The sequence below is a fragment of the Chromobacterium paludis genome (assembly GCF_008275125.1).
Taxonomy (GTDB): Bacteria; Pseudomonadota; Gammaproteobacteria; order Burkholderiales; family Chromobacteriaceae; genus Chromobacterium; species Chromobacterium paludis.
The window spans coordinates 2807718-2824674 of sequence record NZ_CP043473.1; the positions used below are offsets into that span (position 1 = coordinate 2807718).

Below are 16957 nucleotides of genomic sequence, written 5' to 3' on the forward strand. Positions count from 1 at the left end.
TTTTTTCATGCTCGCGCCGCCGCTTAGTTGTCCAGCATGGCGCGGTACTTGTCGTCCTCGTCCTCGAACACCTCGTCGCCGCCCAAGGAAAAGGCCAGCTTCAGTAGTTCGCGCGCCGCCTCTTCGCGTCCCAGCTCCAGTTCGCACTGGCCCAGGCGCAACAGAATGAACGGGTTTTCCGCCCCCTCCGGGCAGCGCATGGCCAAGGCCAGCGTCTCCACGCCCAGGCGCCACGCGCCCATCTGGAAATGCGTATCGCCGATGGCGGTCAGCAACCAGGTGGACGCTTCCCAACGCTCCACTTCCAGCGGCAGCATTTCAAACGCTTCCTGGTAACGCGCCAGCGCGGCGTCGAACTTCCCTTGATCGAACAGCTCATCCCCCTCGTCCAGCAGGGCCTGGACGGGTTCGTGCAGAATGGAAGGCAAGGCGGTCATCTTGGATAGGTCCCGTTCAAGGAGTGAGGCTAAGGCCATGATATCTCAGCCCGGCGCCGCCCAAAACACAAAAGGCCCCGCGTTTGCGGAGCCTTTGCGTATTCTTGCAGCCTGGGCTGTCGATCGATTAGGCCATGGCCTTGATCTGAGCGGACAGACGGCTCTTGTGACGAGCAGCCTTGTTCTTGTGGAACACGCCCTTGTCAGCGATGCGGTCGATGACTTTTTCGGAAGCTTGGAACACCACGCGAGCGGCGGCCTTGTCACCGGCTTCGATAGCCTTGAGCACTTTCTTCACTGCGGTACGGAACGCAGTACGCAGGCTGGCGTTGTGCGCGCGCTGCTTAAGGGCTGTGCGTGCACGCTTGCGAGCTTGTGCGCTGTTAGCCATGAATCTCTCCTGATAGCGGAATCTGAAACCCGCGATTCTAAGCCCTAAACACAGGTTTTGCAACAGGAATCCCGCCAGCGTAAACTAGCGGGCTTGCTCAATCCGCCTCTTGTGGCACGACCCAACAAAATGAACCTGTTAAAGGCCCTGGCTGCAGTCAGCAGCATGACCATGGTGTCCCGCGTGCTCGGCCTCGTCCGCGACACCCTGATCGCCCGCATTTTCGGCGCCGGCATGTCCGCCGACGCCTTCAACGCCGCCTTCAAAATCCCGAACATGCTGCGCCGCCTGTTCGCCGAGGGCGCGTTCTCCCAGGCCTTCGTGCCGATTCTGGGCGAATACAAGCAGAACAAGACGCATGAGGAAACGCGCGAATTCGTCGCCAAGGTGACGGGCGTGCTCGGCTCCGTGCTGTTTCTGGTGACCGCCATCGGCATGCTGGCCGCGCCGGCCATCATGTGGATATCGGCCCCCGGCTTCTACCGCGAGCCGGCCAAGGCCGCGCTGTTCGCCGACATTCTGCGCGTGTCCTTCCCCTATATCTTCTTCATCTCGCTGTCGTCGATGACCGGCAGCATCCTGAACAGCTGGGGCCGGTTCTCTATCCCCGCCTTCACGCCCACCTTCCTGAACCTGAGCTTCATCGGCTTCGCCCTGTTCCTGACCCACCACTTCCATCCGCCCATCATGGCGCTGGCCTGGGCGGTGTTCGTCGGCGGCATGATACAGCTGGTGTGGCAGCTGCCCTTCCTGAAGCAGATCGGCATGCTGACGCGGCCTATCTTTGACTTCCACGATCCGGCGGTGTGGCGCGTGATCAAGCAGATGGGCCCGGCCATCTTCGGCGTGTCGGTGGCGCAGATTTCGCTGCTGATCAACTCCACCTTCGCCTCCTTCCTGCCCACCGGCAGCGTGTCCTGGATGTATTACGCGGACCGGCTGATGGAGTTCCCGTCCGGGGTGCTGGGCGTGGCGCTGGGCACCATCCTGCTGCCCTCTCTGTCCAAGCACGCGGCCAGCAAGTCCGACGCCGACTTCAGCGTGCTGCTGGACTGGGGCATACGGCTGTCGCTCTTGCTGGCGGTGCCGGCCACCGTCGGCCTGGGCCTTTTGTCCGGCCCGCTGCTCTACACCATGTTCATGTACGGCCGCTTCACGCCGCACGACGCCTGGATGTCGCAGCAGGCGGTCATCGCCTATTCCTTCGGCCTGCTGGGCCTGATTCTGGTGAAAGTGCTGGCGCCGGGCTTCTACGCGCGCCAGGACATCAAGACGCCGGTGCGCATCGCGGTGAAAACGCTGATCGCCACCCAGATCATGAACTTGGCCTTCGTGTTTCCGCTGAAGCACGCCGGCCTGGCGCTGTCCATCGGCCTCGCCTCCTGCATCAACGCCGGCCTGTTGATGCGCACGCTGCAAAAGCGCGGCATCTATCGCCCGGAGGCCGGCTGGCGAAGCTTCCTCGCCAAGCTCGCCACCGCCATCCTGGCCATGGCCGGCGCCCTGCTGGCCGCGCAATACTGGCTGCCGATAGACTGGCACGGCCACGCCTGGCAGCGCGCGCTGTGGCTGCTGACGCTGGTGGCCATCGGCGCGGCGGTGTATTTCGCCTCGTTGTTCGCCCTGGGCTTCCGCCCGCGCCAATTCATGCGGCGCGAGATGTAACATGCTTTTGCCGCCAAGCGCATCCCGCGTATAGGAAACGGCCACGCTCCGGACAAAACGTCAGCTCCATGTCCAGCTCGTGGCCGTTCGTGGGTTTCGTGGCGAAAACCGATTTTAGAAGGCATATACGATGCAAAACCTCACCCCTGAACACTCGCCGCTGGGCAAAACCGTCAGCTACCAGGACCAGTACGATGCCAGCCTGCTGTTCCCCATCGCGCGCAAGACCAAGCGCGATGAGATAGGCGTGGATGAGGCGGCGCTGCCGTTTGCCGGCGTGGACATCTGGACCGGCTTCGAGCTGTCCTGGCTCAACGCCAAGGGCAAGCCGCAGGTCGGCATCGCCACCTTCCGCATCCCGGCGGACAGCCCGCGGCTGATCGAATCCAAGTCGTTCAAGCTGTATCTGAACAGCTACAACCAGACGCGCATGGACGGCGTGGACGCGCTGACGGCCCAGCTGGCGCGCGACTTGTCCGCCGCGGCCGGCGCGGATGTTTCCGTCTCCCTCCTGCTGCCGCAAGACTTCGCCGCCGAGCAGGTGCGCGAGCTCGCCGGCGAGTACATCGACGAGCAGGACATCGAAGTCGACCACTACGCGCCCTGCCCCGAGATTCTGCAGGCCGACGCCGCCGACATCGTCAGCGAGACGCTGTGCAGCAATCTGTTGAAGTCCAACTGCCTGGTCACCGGCCAGCCGGACTGGGGCAGCGTGCAGATACGCTACACCGGCCCCAGGATAGACCGCGAGGCGCTGCTGCGGTATTTGATAGGCTTCCGCCAGCACAATGAATTCCACGAGCAATGCGTGGAGCGCATCTTCGTCGACGTGCTGCGCGCCTGCGCGCCGACGCGACTGACCGTCTACGCGCGCTACACCCGCCGCGGCGGCCTGGACATCAATCCCTGGCGCAGCAATGGCGACGCCGCGCCGACGGACAACGTCCGCGCCGCGCGCCAGTAAGCCCGCAGGCGGGGCCAGGCCGCCCCGCTTGCCTTATCCTCATATCATTGCTATTCATTCATGTCCAAACCTTGGACATAAAAGGATAACGATGAAACCCTCTCCGCACCTGTTCGCCCAATTGTTCAGCAAGGCCTTGATCGCCCTGTCCATCGGCCTGTTCGGCCTGATGGTGGCCAGCGGCAATCTGCTCGATTACGACTCCAACTGGCAGTTTGTCCGCCATGTGCTGAGCATGGACACCATGCAGCCGTGGTTCCACGGCGAGGCCTTGCGCGGCCGCGCCATCCACGATGAAACGATCCAGCGGCTGGCCTACGCCGCCATCATCGCCGGCGAGCTGGCGGTGGGCGCGCTGTGCGCGGCCGGCGGCGCCATGCTGCTGGCAGCGGTCTGCCCCGCGCGCCGGGTCTGGCTCGCGCGCGGCAAGGCTTGCTTCACCCTGGGCGCGGCCTTGGCCATCCTGGTATGGCACACCGGCTTCGCCGTGATCGGCGGCGAATACTTCGCCATGTGGGCCAATCAGTTCAACGGCCAGTTCAGCGCCTACGCCTTCTCCGGCATCGCCCTGCTGGCGCTGATCTATGTGAACCAGCCGGAAGCCTCCGCCGCATAAAAAAACCGCATCGAGATGCGGTTTTTGCGGGCGGCAAAGTAGATCAGAACGGCGCCGGGGCCTCGAACTCCATCTCTTCAAACGTCACCGGATGGCGCAACACCAGCCGCGACGCGTGCAGCAGCAGGCGGTCGGCCTTGGCCAGCGCCTCCGGCGGCGCATAGATGTTGTCGCCCAGGATGGGATGGCCGGACTCCAGATGCAGCATGTGCATGCGCAGCTGGTGGGCGCGGCCGGTTTGCGGGTCCAGCTCCATGCGGCTGACGTTGCGCGTGGTGTCGCGCAGGATCACCCGGTAGCGGGTGATGGCCTCCTTGCCTTCGGCAAAGTCCACTTTCTGCCGCGGCCGGTTGGGCCAGTCTATGATCAGCGGCAGATCGATGACGCCGCTATTGCTCTCCACGATGCCGTCCACCACCGCGAGGTAGCGCTTCTTCACCTTGCGGTCCATGAAGGCGATGGACAGCGCGCGCTGCATCTCCGGGCCGCGCCCCATCACCACCAAGCCGGAGGTGTCCATGTCCAGGCGGTGCACGGTCAGTGCGTCCGGGTAAACCTTCTGCGCGCGGCTGATCAGGCAGTCGGCCTTGTCGTCGCCGCGCCCAGGCACCGACAGCAGGCCGCTGGGCTTGTCCAGCACCAGCAGGCAGTCATCGACATAGATCACATTGAGTCCGGTGTCCGGCGGCGGGTTGTAATGTTCCAGATTGTGTCTTTGCATGGTTAGCGGCTTTGAAATTCGATTGGCGGCGATTATCGGCGCGAAGGCCGGGGACGACAAGCTGTTACCGTAGTTTGGCCACGGCGCTGTCACTTGAAATCCCCCTGCGCCGCCTGCACTCTGTCATGACAAGAGCAAACAAGGACACCCCATGGCTGAACAGTTCTACCAAGATGCTTACCAGACCTGCCTCTCCACCCGCGTGCTGCGCCACGACGACGCCGGCCTCGCGCTGGAAGACACGCTGTGCTACCCGCTGGGCGGCGGCCAGCCGGGCGATACGGCCACGCTGACCGCGGCCGACGGCAGCACGCTGCGCATCGTAGACACCCGCCGCGACCGCGAAAGCCGCGTCATCCTGCACCAAACCGAAGGCGAGGCCCGTCTCCCGCCCGGAACCGAAGTGACACTGGAGCTGGACTGGGAACGCCGTTACCGCCACATGCGCATCCACACCGGCCTGCACTTGCTGGGCGTGGTGATCAAGACCGGCGTCACCGGCGGCAATATGACCGCCGAATCCGGCCGGCTGGATTTCGACGTGCCGGAGGATATGGAGCTGGACAAGGAACATATAGAGAGGGAGCTGAACCGGCTGGTGGCGGCTGACCTACCCGTCACCATCAGCATGACCAGCGGCGAAGCGCTGAAGGCGCAGCCGGAGCTGATCCGCACCATGTCGGTGACCCCTCCCTTGCATCTGCCGGAAATCCGCCTGATCGAGATCGCCGGCGTGGACTTGCAGCCCTGTGGCGGCACCCACGTGGCGCGCACCGGCGAAGTGGGCCGCATGCGGGTGAAAAAGATAGAAAACAAGGGCGCGCGCAATAAGCGCGTGGTGGTGGAGCTGGTGGACTAAGCGCGACAGGCTCGCCCATAACCAAGGGGGACCTTCCGGTCCCCCTTGTGTTTTATTGCCGGCTGGCTCAGCGCGCGTCCAGCGCCAGCTCGTGCTCCGGCTGCGCCGGCTTATCGTCCTGAGTCATGCGGTGCAGCCATGGCGCCAGCAAGATGGTCAGCACGGCGATGCCGCCGGTCACCACGCCGATCTGGGTAAACACGCGGCTGTAGATTTCCAGCGTGGCCAGCGGATCGGTCACATGATCCGGCGCCGCGGTCAGGCCGGCCACCTTGCCGGCGATCACCGACGACGCGGCGGACGTCAGGAACCACGCCCCCATGATGAAGCCCATCAGCCGCTGCGGCACCAGCCGCGCCACCATGGCCAGGCCCAGGCCGGAAATCAGCAGTTCGCCCAGGCTTTGCAGCAAGTAGCTCAGCACCATCCAGTTGGACGACACCAGGCCCTGCGCATTGGCGTACCTGGCCCCCAGCGGCAGCACCAGGAAAGCGCCGGCGCACAGCACCATGCCAATGGCGAATTTGTGCGGCATGGGCAAGCGGTCGCCCAGCTTGTTGTAGCAGACGGCAAGCAGCGGACTGGCCAGCATGATCCAGAACGGGTTCAGCGACATGAACTGTTCCGGCTGCACCGGGATGCCGAACAGGGTATGCACCGTGTTGTGGATGGCGAAGAAGTTCAGCGACAGCGGCATCTGGTTGTAGAGCACGAAGAACACCGTCGCTTGCAGCATCAGCACCGCGGCCACGATCATTTTCTTGCGCGCGGCGCCTGTCAGTTGCAGCGTTTCCTTGACGAAGAAGCCCACCACGCCGATGGAGAGCACGGCCAGCACGCCATTGGCGATCCGCTCATGCTTGAGCAGCAGCGCCGCGATGCAGCAGGCCAGCGCCACGCCGGCCAGCACGGCCAGCCAGGTGCCCAGCCTGGGGGAGCGGAAATCCGCCTCCGAGCCATACGCCTTCACCCAGCCCTGCATCAGCAGGAAATTGAGCACGGTGATGACCATGCCGGCCACGGACAAGGCAAACGCATGCGCATAGCCAAAGCGGTCCGCCAGCCATGGCGTAGCCAGCATGGACAGCAGCGAGCCGACATTGATGGCCATGTAATACATGGTGAAGGCGCCGTCCAGCCGCGGGTCGTTCGCCTCGTAGCACTTGGACAGCAGCGAGGACGGATTGGCCTTGAACAGCCCGTTGCCCACCGCGATGGTGCCCATGCCCAGATACAGCAGGCTGATATTGCCGGCGGACGCGGTCACCATGGCATAGCCGGCGGTCAGCACCAGCGCGCCCAGCAGGATGGTGCGGCGGGTGCCCAGCACTTTGTCGCCCAGCCAGCCGCCTACGGACACCAGGCCGTACACCAGCGCGATGAAGGCGGAAAACAGCGTGAACGATTCGGCTTCGCGCAGGCCCAGCGCCTTCACGAGGTAAACGGCCAGGATGCCCTGCAGGCCATAGAATCCGAAGCGTTCCCAGAACTCGATGGTAAAGATCAAATAAAACGGCTTGGGCTGCCGCAAGGGGTTAAGCGCGCTCTGCGTCATGATGGGTTCCTTTTGGAATCGGAACAGCTGTGGACCCAGGGAAACTTCCCGATACGCAACGCCTGGCGGCCAAGCCGCCGGAATTTCGCCACGCAAGGTAAGACAGACAGTGTTCACTACGGGGAATGAGGCTGATTTGCGATCATTTCTGCGCAATTCCATGCAAATTCATAGTTTTACGCCGAATTGTTTCGCCCAGAACTATTGATGAAGCAAGCGCGCACCAATGTCAAATTTACTGACCAAAATTTCCACAGCAGATGACAAGGGCAAGCCATGGAATATTAATAAACGCTCACTTTCAAGTTAAGTTGCCGAATAAATTTAATTTGCAACAATAAATTTAATAAATATAAAAATTTATGGAAATATTATTGCTTATTTTGCAATTGATGAAATGCCGATGCGCCATCGCCTAGCGCGGCAGCAAGGCTGCCAAACGTCGCCCCACTTCAGCCATCTCCTGCCTCAGGCAAGTAATGAACTGCTGCGGCAGGGGCGAAGCCGGCCGGAACTGCGGCAGCACCAGCCGCAAGGAAAACGGTATCGACCGCTGCAGCGGCCTGACCGCCAGACCACGTCCAGCCTCATCCAGCGCGGTCAGCGGGTTGACGATGGCGACGCCCAGCCCCTGCCTGACCATGGCGCACACCGCGGCGGCGCTATGCGTGGACAATTGCTGCCGGCGGCTCACGCCTTCCTCCGCGAACCAGGCATCCACCTGCTGGCGGTAAGCGTCGCTGGGCGCCAAGCTGATGAAAGGCAAACCCTCGAAGTCGCGCGCCGCCAGGCTGCGCTTGCCGGTCAAATCATGATCGGCCGGCATCACGCAGAGCTCGTCTCCCTGCCATAACGGCAAAACCTGGCACCCCGCCGGCGCCTGCTCCTGTTCGATCAGCCCCAGATCGAAGCGCTGCGCCGCCAGCCATTCCTCCAGCCAAGGCGACTCCTGCGGACTGATGTCCACGCCAACTTCAGGCAGCTTCTGCAGAAAGCGGCCGCACGCCGCCGGCAACAGCGTCTGCGCGAACACCGGCAGACAGGCGATGGTCAGCTGGCCGCCGGCAAACTGGCGTATGGCCGCCGCGCTGCTGACGATGCGCTCCAGGCCGACGAAACTGCGCTCCACCTCGGCGAACAGCTGCAAGGCCTGCTGGGTGGGCCGCAGCCGTCCATGGCCGCGCTCAAACAGGCTCAAGCCCAGCAATTGCTCGCAACGCGCCAGCTCTCGGCTGATCGTAGGCTGCGAGGTATGCAGCAGCCTGGCGGCGCCGCTGACGCTGCCCGAGGTCATCACCGCCCGGAAAACTTCTATATGCCGCAGATTGACCGACATGCTCCCCCCTATTCACGCGATGGCCATATCAAAAATGAAAGCCATATCGACACAATATTATTTTATTTTTGTGCTGATTAGCACGATCATGGTGCCATATCCTCCGGAAAAGCAGCCATGCCACCCTTCGACCATCGCCAACTCGCCGCCATCGCCCAGCAATACGGCTCCCCGCTCTGGGTCTACGACGCCGAGACCATACGCAGCCGCATCGCCGAGCTGAAGGCCTTCGACACCATACGCTACGCACAGAAGGCGAACTCCAACACCCACATCCTGCGGCTGATGCGCGCCGAAGGCGTCAAGGTGGACGCGGTATCGCTGGGCGAGATCGAGCGCGCGCTGGCCGCCGGCTACCAGGCCGGAGGCGGAGAGCCTTCCGACATCGTCTTCACCGCCGACGTGCTGGACCGCGCCACGCTGGAAAAGGTGGCGGAAACGGGCATCCCGCTGAATGCCGGCTCCATCGACATGCTGCGCCAGCTAGGCGAACGTTCGCCCGGCCATGCGGTGTGGCTGCGCATCAATCCGGGCTTTGGCCACGGCCATAGCCAGAAAACCAATACCGGCGGCGAAAACAGCAAACACGGCATCTGGCACGGCGATCTGGCGGAGGCGCTGCAAACCGCGAAGCAATATGGACTGCGCCTGATCGGCATCCACATGCACATCGGCTCCGGCGTGGATTATCGCCACCTGGCGCGCGTGTGCGACGCCATGGTGGAACTGGTGGCGCGCCTGGACTGCGACATCGAGGCCATTTCCGCCGGCGGCGGCTTGTCCATCGCTTATCGCGAAGGCGACGCCCGCATCGACACCGCCCATTACTTCCAGCTATGGGATGCCGCGCGGCAGCGCATCGCCGCCAGGCTTGGCCACCCGGTGCGCCTGGAAATCGAGCCCGGCCGCTTCCTGGTGGCGGAGTCTGGCGCGCTGCTGGCGGAGGTGCGCGCGATCAAGAATATGGGCAGCCGCCATTTCGTGCTGGTGGACGCCGGCTTCAACGACCTGATGCGGCCCTCCTTGTACGGCAGCTACCACCGCATCACCCTGCTGACGGCCGACGGCGCGGAGAAACGCGGCGCCATCGACACCGTGGTGGCCGGACCGTTGTGCGAGTCGGGCGACGTCTTCACCCAGCAGGCCGGCGGCACGGTGGAAACGCGCGCGCTGCCGCCCGCTGAAGTCGGCGACCTGATGGTGTTCCACGACGCCGGGGCCTACGGCGCGACCATGTCCTCCAACTACAACAGCCGCCCGCTGCTGGCGGAAGTGCTGCTAGAAGGCGGCGCCGCGCGGCTGATCCGCCGCCGCCAGACCATGGCCGAGCTGCTGGCGCTGGAAGCCTAAACCGGCCACCGCCAGACGCAAAAAAGCCGGGCTCAGCCCGGCTTCTTCGCGCATTCCCTCATCCTGGCGGATGATTAGCTCTTAGCCTGCATATTGTTGATGACGAACTTGACGCCCGGCACCTTCTCGGCGATCTGGCCGGCCTTGAACATCTGCTGGTCGTCGTTCATCATGCCTTCGATGGTCACTTCGCCCTTCTTGCTGGAAACTTTCAGATCCAGCGCCTTCAGCTCGCTATCGGCGTCCAGCGCCTGCTTCACGCTGACAACCAGCTGCTCGTCGGTCGGCGCGGCCACGGCGGCCTCGTCGGCGTAAGCGGCATGGGCGGCGAACACGCCGGACAGGCTCAGGGCGGCCAGCATCAGAATACGGCTTGCAACTTGTTTCATCATTCTCTCCAATTTCTCGCGACAAATGTCCAAAGCCAAGACCCGCTATCCACGGATCACACAGAATGCAGCCATGTTAACGGGGAAACTTTTCAGTTTTGTTGCGACTCAATGACATCACGCTAAGCGCCGCCACGCCGCGCCACACCATGCGGCGCGCAGGTTACAATGGCTGGCAAACCCTCACGACAAGCCCGTCTGGAAGCATGAAGTTGAAATCATTCTCTACCGCCTGGCCGCTCTGGCTGGCCCTGCTCGCGCTGGCAGGTTGCGGCACCACGCCGCCGCGCGCGCCCATCGAAACCACCGCCCCTTCCGCCGCCTCCAGCGACAATCCCGCCGCCCTGCCCGACTGGCAACGGCAATCGCTGGCCGACAGCCTGCAAGGGCTGCGTCAAAGCTGCCGCGCGCTGCAAAAAAAATCGGCTTGGAACGGCGTCTGCCGTGAGGCGGCCGTCTTGCCCGAAGGCGATGCCGACGCCGTGCGCCGCTTTTTCGAAAACCGCTTCACCGCCTGGAAGCTGCAAGACGCCAACCGCGACAGCGGCCTGATCACCGGCTATTACGAGCCGCTGCTCAACGGCAGCCGCACGCGCTCCGAGCGCACGCCATGGCCGGTCTACGGCGTGCCGCGCGACATGGTCAGCGTGGACGTGCCAATGAGCCAGCGCGGTCGCGGCACGCTGCGCGCCAGGCAGGCCGGCCCCAACCGCCTGGTGCTGGCCGCCAACGGCGATATCGAGATCCATCCGGCCGACTTCGCCGCCGACCCGCGCGGCACCCGTCTGAAGGGTCGTCTGTCCGGCTCGCGGCTGCTGCCCTACTTCACGCGCGGCCAGATCAATCAAGGCAGCATAGCCGGCAGCGCGCCGGTGCTGGCCTGGGTGGAAGACCCGGTGGAGTTGTTCTTCCTGCAAGTGCAAGGCTCCGGCCGCATCCAGCTGGACGACGGCAGCTTCCTACACGTCGGCTTCGCCGACCAGAACGGCTACCCCTACCAATCGATAGGCAAATGGCTGGTGGACAAGGGCGAAATGACCCTGGGGCAAGCCTCCATGCAAGGCATCAAGGACTGGCTGGCGCGCCATCCGCAGCGCCGCGACGAACTGTTCGCGGTCAATCCCAGCTACATCTTCTTCAAGACGCTGCCCGGCGACGACGGCGGGCCGATAGGCGCGCTGGGCGTGCCGCTGACCGGCGGCTACAGCATTGCCGTGGACCCGCGCTACATCCCGCTGGGCGCGCCCATCTATCTGTCCACCACCTGGCCGCACTCCAGCGAGCCGCTGGTGCGGCTGGTCAACGCCCAGGACACCGGCAGCGCCATCAAGGGCGCGCTGCGCGCCGACCTGTTCTGGGGCTACGGCACCGAGGCCGGCATGTACGCCGGCCGCATGAAGCAGCAGGGCTGCATGTGGCTGTTGCTGCCCAAAGGCCTGACGCCGGCGGCGGCACTATGAGCAACGGGGCCTCGGCCCCGTTTTGTTTACAGCGATACCGCCAGCAGCAACGCCATGCCCAGGCAAACCAAAACGGTGTAAGTCAACAACAGCCCCAGCGTCTTGAAGGCAATCGCCAGTTTTCCACCGCCATAGACCCGCCGCTGCGCCAGCCATAAATAGACCGGCGTGCCGGCAAAAAACAGCCAGCCGGATACCACCGGCAGGACAAAACCCAGGCACAGCACCAAAAACAGCCAGCTGTGGAAATGCAGCGTGAACACTAGGTGCGCGCCGTAGACACGGTGCCGGCCAAAGTAAGCCAGCCACAGCAACAAGGCGAACATCGGCATCAGGCCGAACAGCGCATAGGGCGCGTGGCCGCGCAGCGAATGCAACAGCTCCGCATTGGCCTCTGCCGGATGCACGCGGAAGGCATTCAGCTTGCGGTCCAGGTAGTGGCCCCATTGCCCCAGCCACTCATCCACCTGCGCGATGCCAGTCCGGCCCACGCTCACCTCGCTGCCATCGCCTGCCGCCAACAGCGGAGACGCCTTCTCCTTGCTCGGCAAGCCATCGCGCATGGCAGGCTGCGCCGCGGCAGGCGCGGGCGGCGCATCGAAGCGCACCACGGGCCCACTCAGCAGGCCAAGCTGCACAAAGAAAATGAAACTGATGCTCAGATAAAGCTGAAACGGTTTGACGTAACGCTGGCGCCGCCCCCGCAGATACTCACCGGTCAAATGTCCCGGCCGCGCGACCAACAGCCACAGGCTGCGCGTCAACGCGCCCTCCAGGCTGACATAGTGGTGCAGATACTCGTGGATGAACTCCCACAGCGTGGGAATCTCGATATGCGTTTTCTGACCGCACTCCGCGCAGAAATGCCCCTGGGCGGCATGGCCGCAATTGGCGCAAGACTGGGGTGGGATCGAAGGGTGGGCTTGACTCATTGCTTGGCGCCAGCAAGTAAAGTGTCGATCTTAGCCAGCTGCACCAGCCATGCCAAGAACATTTTTTACTCAAACCATCGCACTCCAGCGAGCGGCTGTTGAGCTTGCCGAACGGTCGCGGCGGGACGCATTCCGCGAAGAACCAGGGCCTTGCGCGCGCCGCAATGCATGCTCCGCCTGCCCGGAACCAGGAAGCGTCGGCGCGAAAGGCGCCCGGCACATCAGCCACCGCCGCACGCGGCCGCCACCGCCTGCAAGGGCCGTCCCGACTCATCCTCCAGCCAGGCCGCCACGCCGCTGGCCGCGGCCCGCTGGCCCGGCGCAAAAACCAGTAGCCGCCGCAGCTGCGTTTTCCCGTCCGTCAGCGCCAGCGGCCCCGCCAGCGCTCGCACCACCGCGTCGTGCCGCAGTCGTCTTCCGGCATTTTCCCCCGCCAGCACGCGGCTCTGCAGGCCATTTTCGTACAAGGCCAGCATCAGCCGCGCCGCAGGCGGCGCGGCCGAGCGCAAAGCCACCGTCGCCTCCACGCCATCGCCGGACGGCGCCAGACTGAGCCAGAGTGACGGCGCCGCGGCGTCCATTGGCAGGACCTTGCGCAGGTCTGCATAGCCGGAGAGCGCCACGTCCCTCCCGTTCAGGCGTAGCTGCGGCGTATACACCACCGCCCGCCCGTCCCGCGCCGCCGCATCGCGCTGGCGGCGAGAATAATCCGCGTTGGCGAAACGATCGCGCCAGCCCAGCGCATCCCAGTAATCGACATGGAAAGCCAGCGGCACGACCTGCCGCAGCCCCAGCCCCGCCGAGGCCAAGCCAGCCAGCCACTCATCGGCCGGAGGACAACTGCTGCAGCCTTCCGATGTATACAGCTCCAGCAACGACACCCGCCCCCGCGACTCGGCTTGCGCAAGACAGCTTGGCGCCGCGCAAGCCTGAGTCAGCGCGCCCAGCAGCAGCAAGCCGGCGCCCGCTTTAAGAAATCGCCTCATCTGAACGCCCTCCACGATGCGGTCTTCCCGAATGAGTCGAAACAAGAGGAGATTGCTGACAGACAAAAATGACAAAGCCGCCATGCTTGCGCAAGGCGGCTGAGAAAATCTGGTGGCCCCCCGGGGAGTCGAACCCCGCACCAACGGATTATGAGTCCATACCAACGGGCAACTTTGCCTAACAATGCATAACTTTACAATGACTTAATCGCTATCATCTAACTTTACAGCTTCATCAGCTGACAATAGCGTTGATCCTTCGTTGAACTTCTTGTCCCACTCCTCGCTTCCCCACTCCATTCCAACAGGTGCGGCATCAAGCCATTCTCGCTCTTCCTGAGTAAGCGGCGGGAAGTACACATCTACTCGTTTTCTATTGGGCACTATCAGCTCCCCAAGCATAAAACCGTGGGGCCTTGCCCCACACCCCACAAACGACCGCGTTTGATCCTCAGGGGCTGGGGTGAACCACCCCAGCCCCTGATTCAGGGTATCCTGCCTACGCTTGTCAAGGGCAAGACAAGTGGCCTACGGCCACCCTTGACAAGGCGCATACGAATTCACAACAAACAGTTAAAAAAATACTTAGAAATACTTAGCTTTTATAGCCGTTATGTATGTAGTCATCTGAATTGATTGCACCTAATTTTAAATCGATCACAAAACCAACAAAGCGCAGGATACTTGTACTAGGTAAATCAAATTTTCCCTACGTATAAAAACGGATAACGCACCCTTGCAATTTATCATAGCATGTGTTAATGATAACAGCATTGCCAGATGGCATGCCCAAACCGATACCTAATTTTAATAGCAACTTACTGAATCTATTCATATTAAAAACCCGATTATTAAATCATAAAATTACCCTTGGAAAAAAATGCATTACTTAGCCTTCTACAATATCAGAATCAAAGAAATTCAAACTGGAAAATATCTTAACCTTGACTCCTACTCCCCTGGAAAGGATGTCATAAAAGACTTGCATCAGTATGCCAAATCAAAATTAAACTCACCACAAAACCACATGAAGAAGTCCACTGCTGGATTTCTATCTTACAATGTCACAGAATACAAAAGCTCGAAATTAGCATTAAAAGAAAGATATACCTATGGCATCCTTGAGACAGGAGAGAGTGGAAAAGCCTCAAGACTATTGGATACAACAAAAGTTGGAACGGCATCTGACCCGGTAGCCTATAATAAAAAAGTCGCTGATGCAATGATGCAGCCGTTTACTTTTCTGCTATACGCACCTGCCAATTTAAACAGAGGGGTACTATGTTTACAAAAAAATGGTACTGCCGGAATAAAGGGATATTTCTTAGACACTTACATTAATCATTTCAAGCAATCTAACCCAGGCCTTGACATGGAACTATCAAGAATATCTCCTGCCAAAGCTATGGAGCACATCTTAAAAAGTGGCTTAGTAAAGAATTTTAGATTTATCAGAAAAGATGTTCCATCAGACATCACTGATCGACTAAAAAAATATGACGCTGACGCAGAGCCAGAAGAAATGGAGTTGATAATAAAAGCAAAAAGATTTGGCTCACTCTTAGGAAGTGGCGTGTTATCACGCCTGCTAAAACATAACGCTCCTGACTTTAAATCGATTGTCGAATTTCCCGATGTTGAATTTGACACAATCAAAGTTGATGTTCAGATTGGAAGCAAAACAAGAAAGATTGACCTTGGAAAGCTCGGCTCAATAATAACGAATGTAGACATATCCGATGAAGTTAAGTATGACAGCACAGGCTACCCCATATCTGACACCGTTAGGGATATTGCTATAGACATAGCAACTTCAATGGTATAACCATGCTAAGTAAAATCAACATAAAATCAATCATCATTTCTCATGTGAAAACACTAAGAAACAGTACATCGCCTGATGTATGCTGGTCTGATTTTATTGTCTTCTACATTATTCCATTTGTTTTTGCACTTGGGCTTTCAATAAAATTTGACATAACAGAATCATTTGTCAACGGAGTTGTCACTGCAGCCTCAATATTCGCCGGTCTATTACTTAACTTACTAGTACTGGTATATACCGTCTTATCAAGACAACGCCCAACCCCTCCAGATCAGAACAGTAAAAACAGACGAGAAATTTTTGAAAAAATACTAACAGAAACCTTTTCAAACATTAGTTATAGCATTCTAATATCTGTTGTATTGGTGGCAACCTGCCTTCTGTTTTATATAAAGGGTGGATACTTTCCAACAGGAAACAGACTGCTTATACTATTCCTAATATTTCAATTAATCATAACTTTGCTTATGATTTTGAAAAGAATTCACAGTCTTTTTGAGAATGAGCTTACCGAAGAGCGTGATAAAAATAAAACCACCTCACAAAGCGAAGAAGAGGACTCACCCCGCAATCCTCTAAACTAGCCATCTCAAAATAAAGAGAGGGAGTTTCAAAGCTCCCTCCCGACTGAAACGAGACAAATATAAGTCATTTGACTTAGCGCTTTGCTTTGACCTTCTTCTTCATGTGCCGATAAATACCTGCGTATATGCAGAGCAAGCCAAATAAAACAACGACCACAAGCAATGCAAAAAATGACTCCTCAGTCATAGGCCCTCCCACCTACTAACACACTCCTCGCATTCGGAAACCGAAAAGAGCTTGCAAAGGCAAGGATTAATTACAGCGTACCCATAAAAACTAATCATTGTCTTTTCTTAAATCTCGCCCACTAGAAGGTTGTCTTGGTTTGGAAGGCACGCGATGGCTGCCTGCATACAGAACAAACAGTGCGAACATTGTCCCGAAGACAACGAGTCCTATCAACGCAGATGGTGCCATTCAGCCTCCTAATAGCTTGCGCCTGGCATCCGCCAAAGGCAAGTACTCGATCTGGTAACCCTCTTTTTCCCATAAAGGGCGTTTCTCCGCAAGAAATGGCGCATTCGCCTTATTGTCACGAACCATCATGAGCCGATGTCCTTCAGGTGTCGTCACGAGGTAAGCATGGGTGGCGTAGGTGTATTCGGTCAAGTTCAGAGGACCATCCGGTGTCGGCATGATAATCGGGTCTTGCTTGTGGTCTGACATGTCATGCCTCCAGAATCAAACGACGAATCAGCCAGAGCGCAGTTGCCAAGGCCAGCCAGAAGTAGCGGGTTTGCCAGAAGATGCTGCGGTGGCGTTCGTCCCATGCCACCAGAATCCAGTTCAAAAGCATGATGGTTCCTTTCTGTTGTCGATGCTTCACGGCATCGTGCTCGGTCCTGCGCTGTTACCGCCGTGGCATGCTGTCCTCGCTCCGCTGCGG

General features: G+C 59.9%; 18 protein-coding genes. 8 read left to right on the forward strand and 10 right to left on the reverse strand.

All coding sequences use genetic code 11. The annotated features are described in order from the left end of the window. Window positions 1-23 precede the first annotated feature (23 nt). Both FYK34_RS13190 and rpsT read right to left on the reverse strand, forming a co-directional pair. Window positions 24-437 (reverse strand): tetratricopeptide repeat protein, encoded by a 414-nt coding sequence (locus FYK34_RS13190; protein WP_149297149.1) that lies wholly within the window; start codon window positions 435-437, stop codon window positions 24-26. Window positions 438-564: 127 nt separating this feature from the next. Continuing rightward, window positions 565-828 (reverse strand): 30S ribosomal protein S20, encoded by a 264-nt coding sequence (gene rpsT, locus FYK34_RS13195; protein ID WP_011137294.1) that lies wholly within the window; start codon window positions 826-828, stop codon window positions 565-567. 129 nt (window positions 829-957) lie between these two features. Here rpsT and murJ point away from each other — a divergent pair, with 129 nt between their 5' ends. From murJ to FYK34_RS13210, 3 genes are all read left to right on the forward strand, one after another. Further along, entirely contained in the window at window positions 958-2493 is a 1536-nt protein-coding gene (murJ, locus tag FYK34_RS13200; RefSeq protein ID WP_149297151.1) for a murein biosynthesis integral membrane protein MurJ, read from the forward strand. 130 nt (window positions 2494-2623) lie between these two features. Continuing rightward, window positions 2624-3457 carry an NADPH-dependent 7-cyano-7-deazaguanine reductase QueF gene (gene queF, locus FYK34_RS13205; protein ID WP_149297153.1) on the forward strand — a complete coding sequence of 278 codons (834 nt, stop codon included), beginning with the start codon at window positions 2624-2626 and terminating at the stop codon, window positions 3455-3457. 91 nt (window positions 3458-3548) lie between these two features. Then, a complete protein-coding gene (locus tag FYK34_RS13210; RefSeq protein ID WP_149297155.1) occupies window positions 3549-4073 on the forward strand; it encodes a DUF2165 family protein in 525 nt (174 codons plus the stop codon). A 43-nt stretch (window positions 4074-4116) separates the two neighbouring features. On the opposite strand, the gene FYK34_RS13215 is transcribed toward FYK34_RS13210, so the two are convergent. Then, on the reverse strand, window positions 4117-4794 hold the full coding sequence (locus FYK34_RS13215; RefSeq protein ID WP_149297157.1) for a pseudouridine synthase: 678 nt from the start codon (window positions 4792-4794) through the stop codon (window positions 4117-4119). 151 nt (window positions 4795-4945) lie between these two features. Between FYK34_RS13215 and FYK34_RS13220 the strand changes: the two genes are divergently transcribed. Further along, window positions 4946-5653, forward strand: a complete 708-nt coding sequence (locus FYK34_RS13220) for an alanyl-tRNA editing protein (RefSeq protein WP_149297158.1) — start codon at window positions 4946-4948, stop codon at window positions 5651-5653. A gap of 67 nt (window positions 5654-5720) precedes the next feature. On the opposite strand, the gene dtpA is transcribed toward FYK34_RS13220, so the two are convergent. Together dtpA and FYK34_RS13230 are read right to left on the reverse strand one after the other, a co-directional pair. Continuing rightward, entirely contained in the window at window positions 5721-7208 is a 1488-nt protein-coding gene (gene dtpA / locus FYK34_RS13225; RefSeq protein ID WP_149297160.1) for a dipeptide/tripeptide permease DtpA, read from the reverse strand. Between the two features lie 415 nt (window positions 7209-7623). Next, window positions 7624-8544: a LysR family transcriptional regulator gene (locus FYK34_RS13230; RefSeq protein WP_149297162.1), complete on the reverse strand. Its 921-nt coding sequence runs from the start codon at window positions 8542-8544 to the stop codon at window positions 7624-7626. Window positions 8545-8661: 117 nt separating this feature from the next. On the opposite strand from FYK34_RS13230, the gene lysA reads away from it, so the two are divergent. Further along, window positions 8662-9894 carry a diaminopimelate decarboxylase gene (gene lysA / locus FYK34_RS13235; protein WP_149297164.1) on the forward strand — a complete coding sequence of 411 codons (1233 nt, stop codon included), beginning with the start codon at window positions 8662-8664 and terminating at the stop codon, window positions 9892-9894. 74 nt (window positions 9895-9968) lie between these two features. On the opposite strand, the gene FYK34_RS13240 is transcribed toward lysA, so the two are convergent. After that, a complete protein-coding gene (locus FYK34_RS13240) occupies window positions 9969-10283 on the reverse strand; it encodes a BON domain-containing protein (protein ID WP_149297166.1) in 315 nt (104 codons plus the stop codon). Between the two features lie 212 nt (window positions 10284-10495). Between FYK34_RS13240 and mltA the strand changes: the two genes are divergently transcribed. Next, on the forward strand, window positions 10496-11743 hold the full coding sequence (gene mltA, locus FYK34_RS13245) for a murein transglycosylase A (protein WP_231137262.1): 1248 nt from the start codon (window positions 10496-10498) through the stop codon (window positions 11741-11743). Window positions 11744-11769: 26 nt separating this feature from the next. Here mltA and FYK34_RS13250 read toward each other — a convergent pair whose 3' ends face one another. Both FYK34_RS13250 and FYK34_RS13255 read right to left on the reverse strand, forming a co-directional pair. After that, the gene (locus FYK34_RS13250; RefSeq protein WP_149297170.1) at window positions 11770-12675 is read right to left on the reverse strand and encodes a DUF3667 domain-containing protein; all 906 of its coding nucleotides are present in this window, start codon (window positions 12673-12675) and stop codon (window positions 11770-11772) included. 221 nt (window positions 12676-12896) lie between these two features. Further along, window positions 12897-13661, reverse strand: coding sequence for a DUF1223 domain-containing protein (locus FYK34_RS13255; protein ID WP_168209743.1), 765 nt, complete (start codon window positions 13659-13661; stop codon window positions 12897-12899). Between the two features lie 880 nt (window positions 13662-14541). Here FYK34_RS13255 and FYK34_RS13260 point away from each other — a divergent pair. Together FYK34_RS13260 and FYK34_RS13265 are read left to right on the forward strand one after the other, a co-directional pair. Further along, entirely contained in the window at window positions 14542-15486 is a 945-nt protein-coding gene (locus FYK34_RS13260; RefSeq protein WP_149297174.1) for a hypothetical protein, read from the forward strand. A 2-nt stretch (window positions 15487-15488) separates the two neighbouring features. After that, on the forward strand, window positions 15489-16070 hold the full coding sequence (locus FYK34_RS13265; RefSeq protein ID WP_149297176.1) for a hypothetical protein: 582 nt from the start codon (window positions 15489-15491) through the stop codon (window positions 16068-16070). A 418-nt stretch (window positions 16071-16488) separates the two neighbouring features. Here FYK34_RS13265 and FYK34_RS13270 read toward each other — a convergent pair whose 3' ends face one another. Then, window positions 16489-16737, reverse strand: coding sequence for a hypothetical protein (locus FYK34_RS13270; RefSeq protein ID WP_149297178.1), 249 nt, complete (start codon window positions 16735-16737; stop codon window positions 16489-16491). 1 nt (window position 16738) lies between these two features. Next, window positions 16739-16867, reverse strand: a complete 129-nt coding sequence (locus FYK34_RS21080) for a hypothetical protein (protein WP_255361861.1) — start codon at window positions 16865-16867, stop codon at window positions 16739-16741. Window positions 16868-16957: the final 90 nt, after the last annotated feature.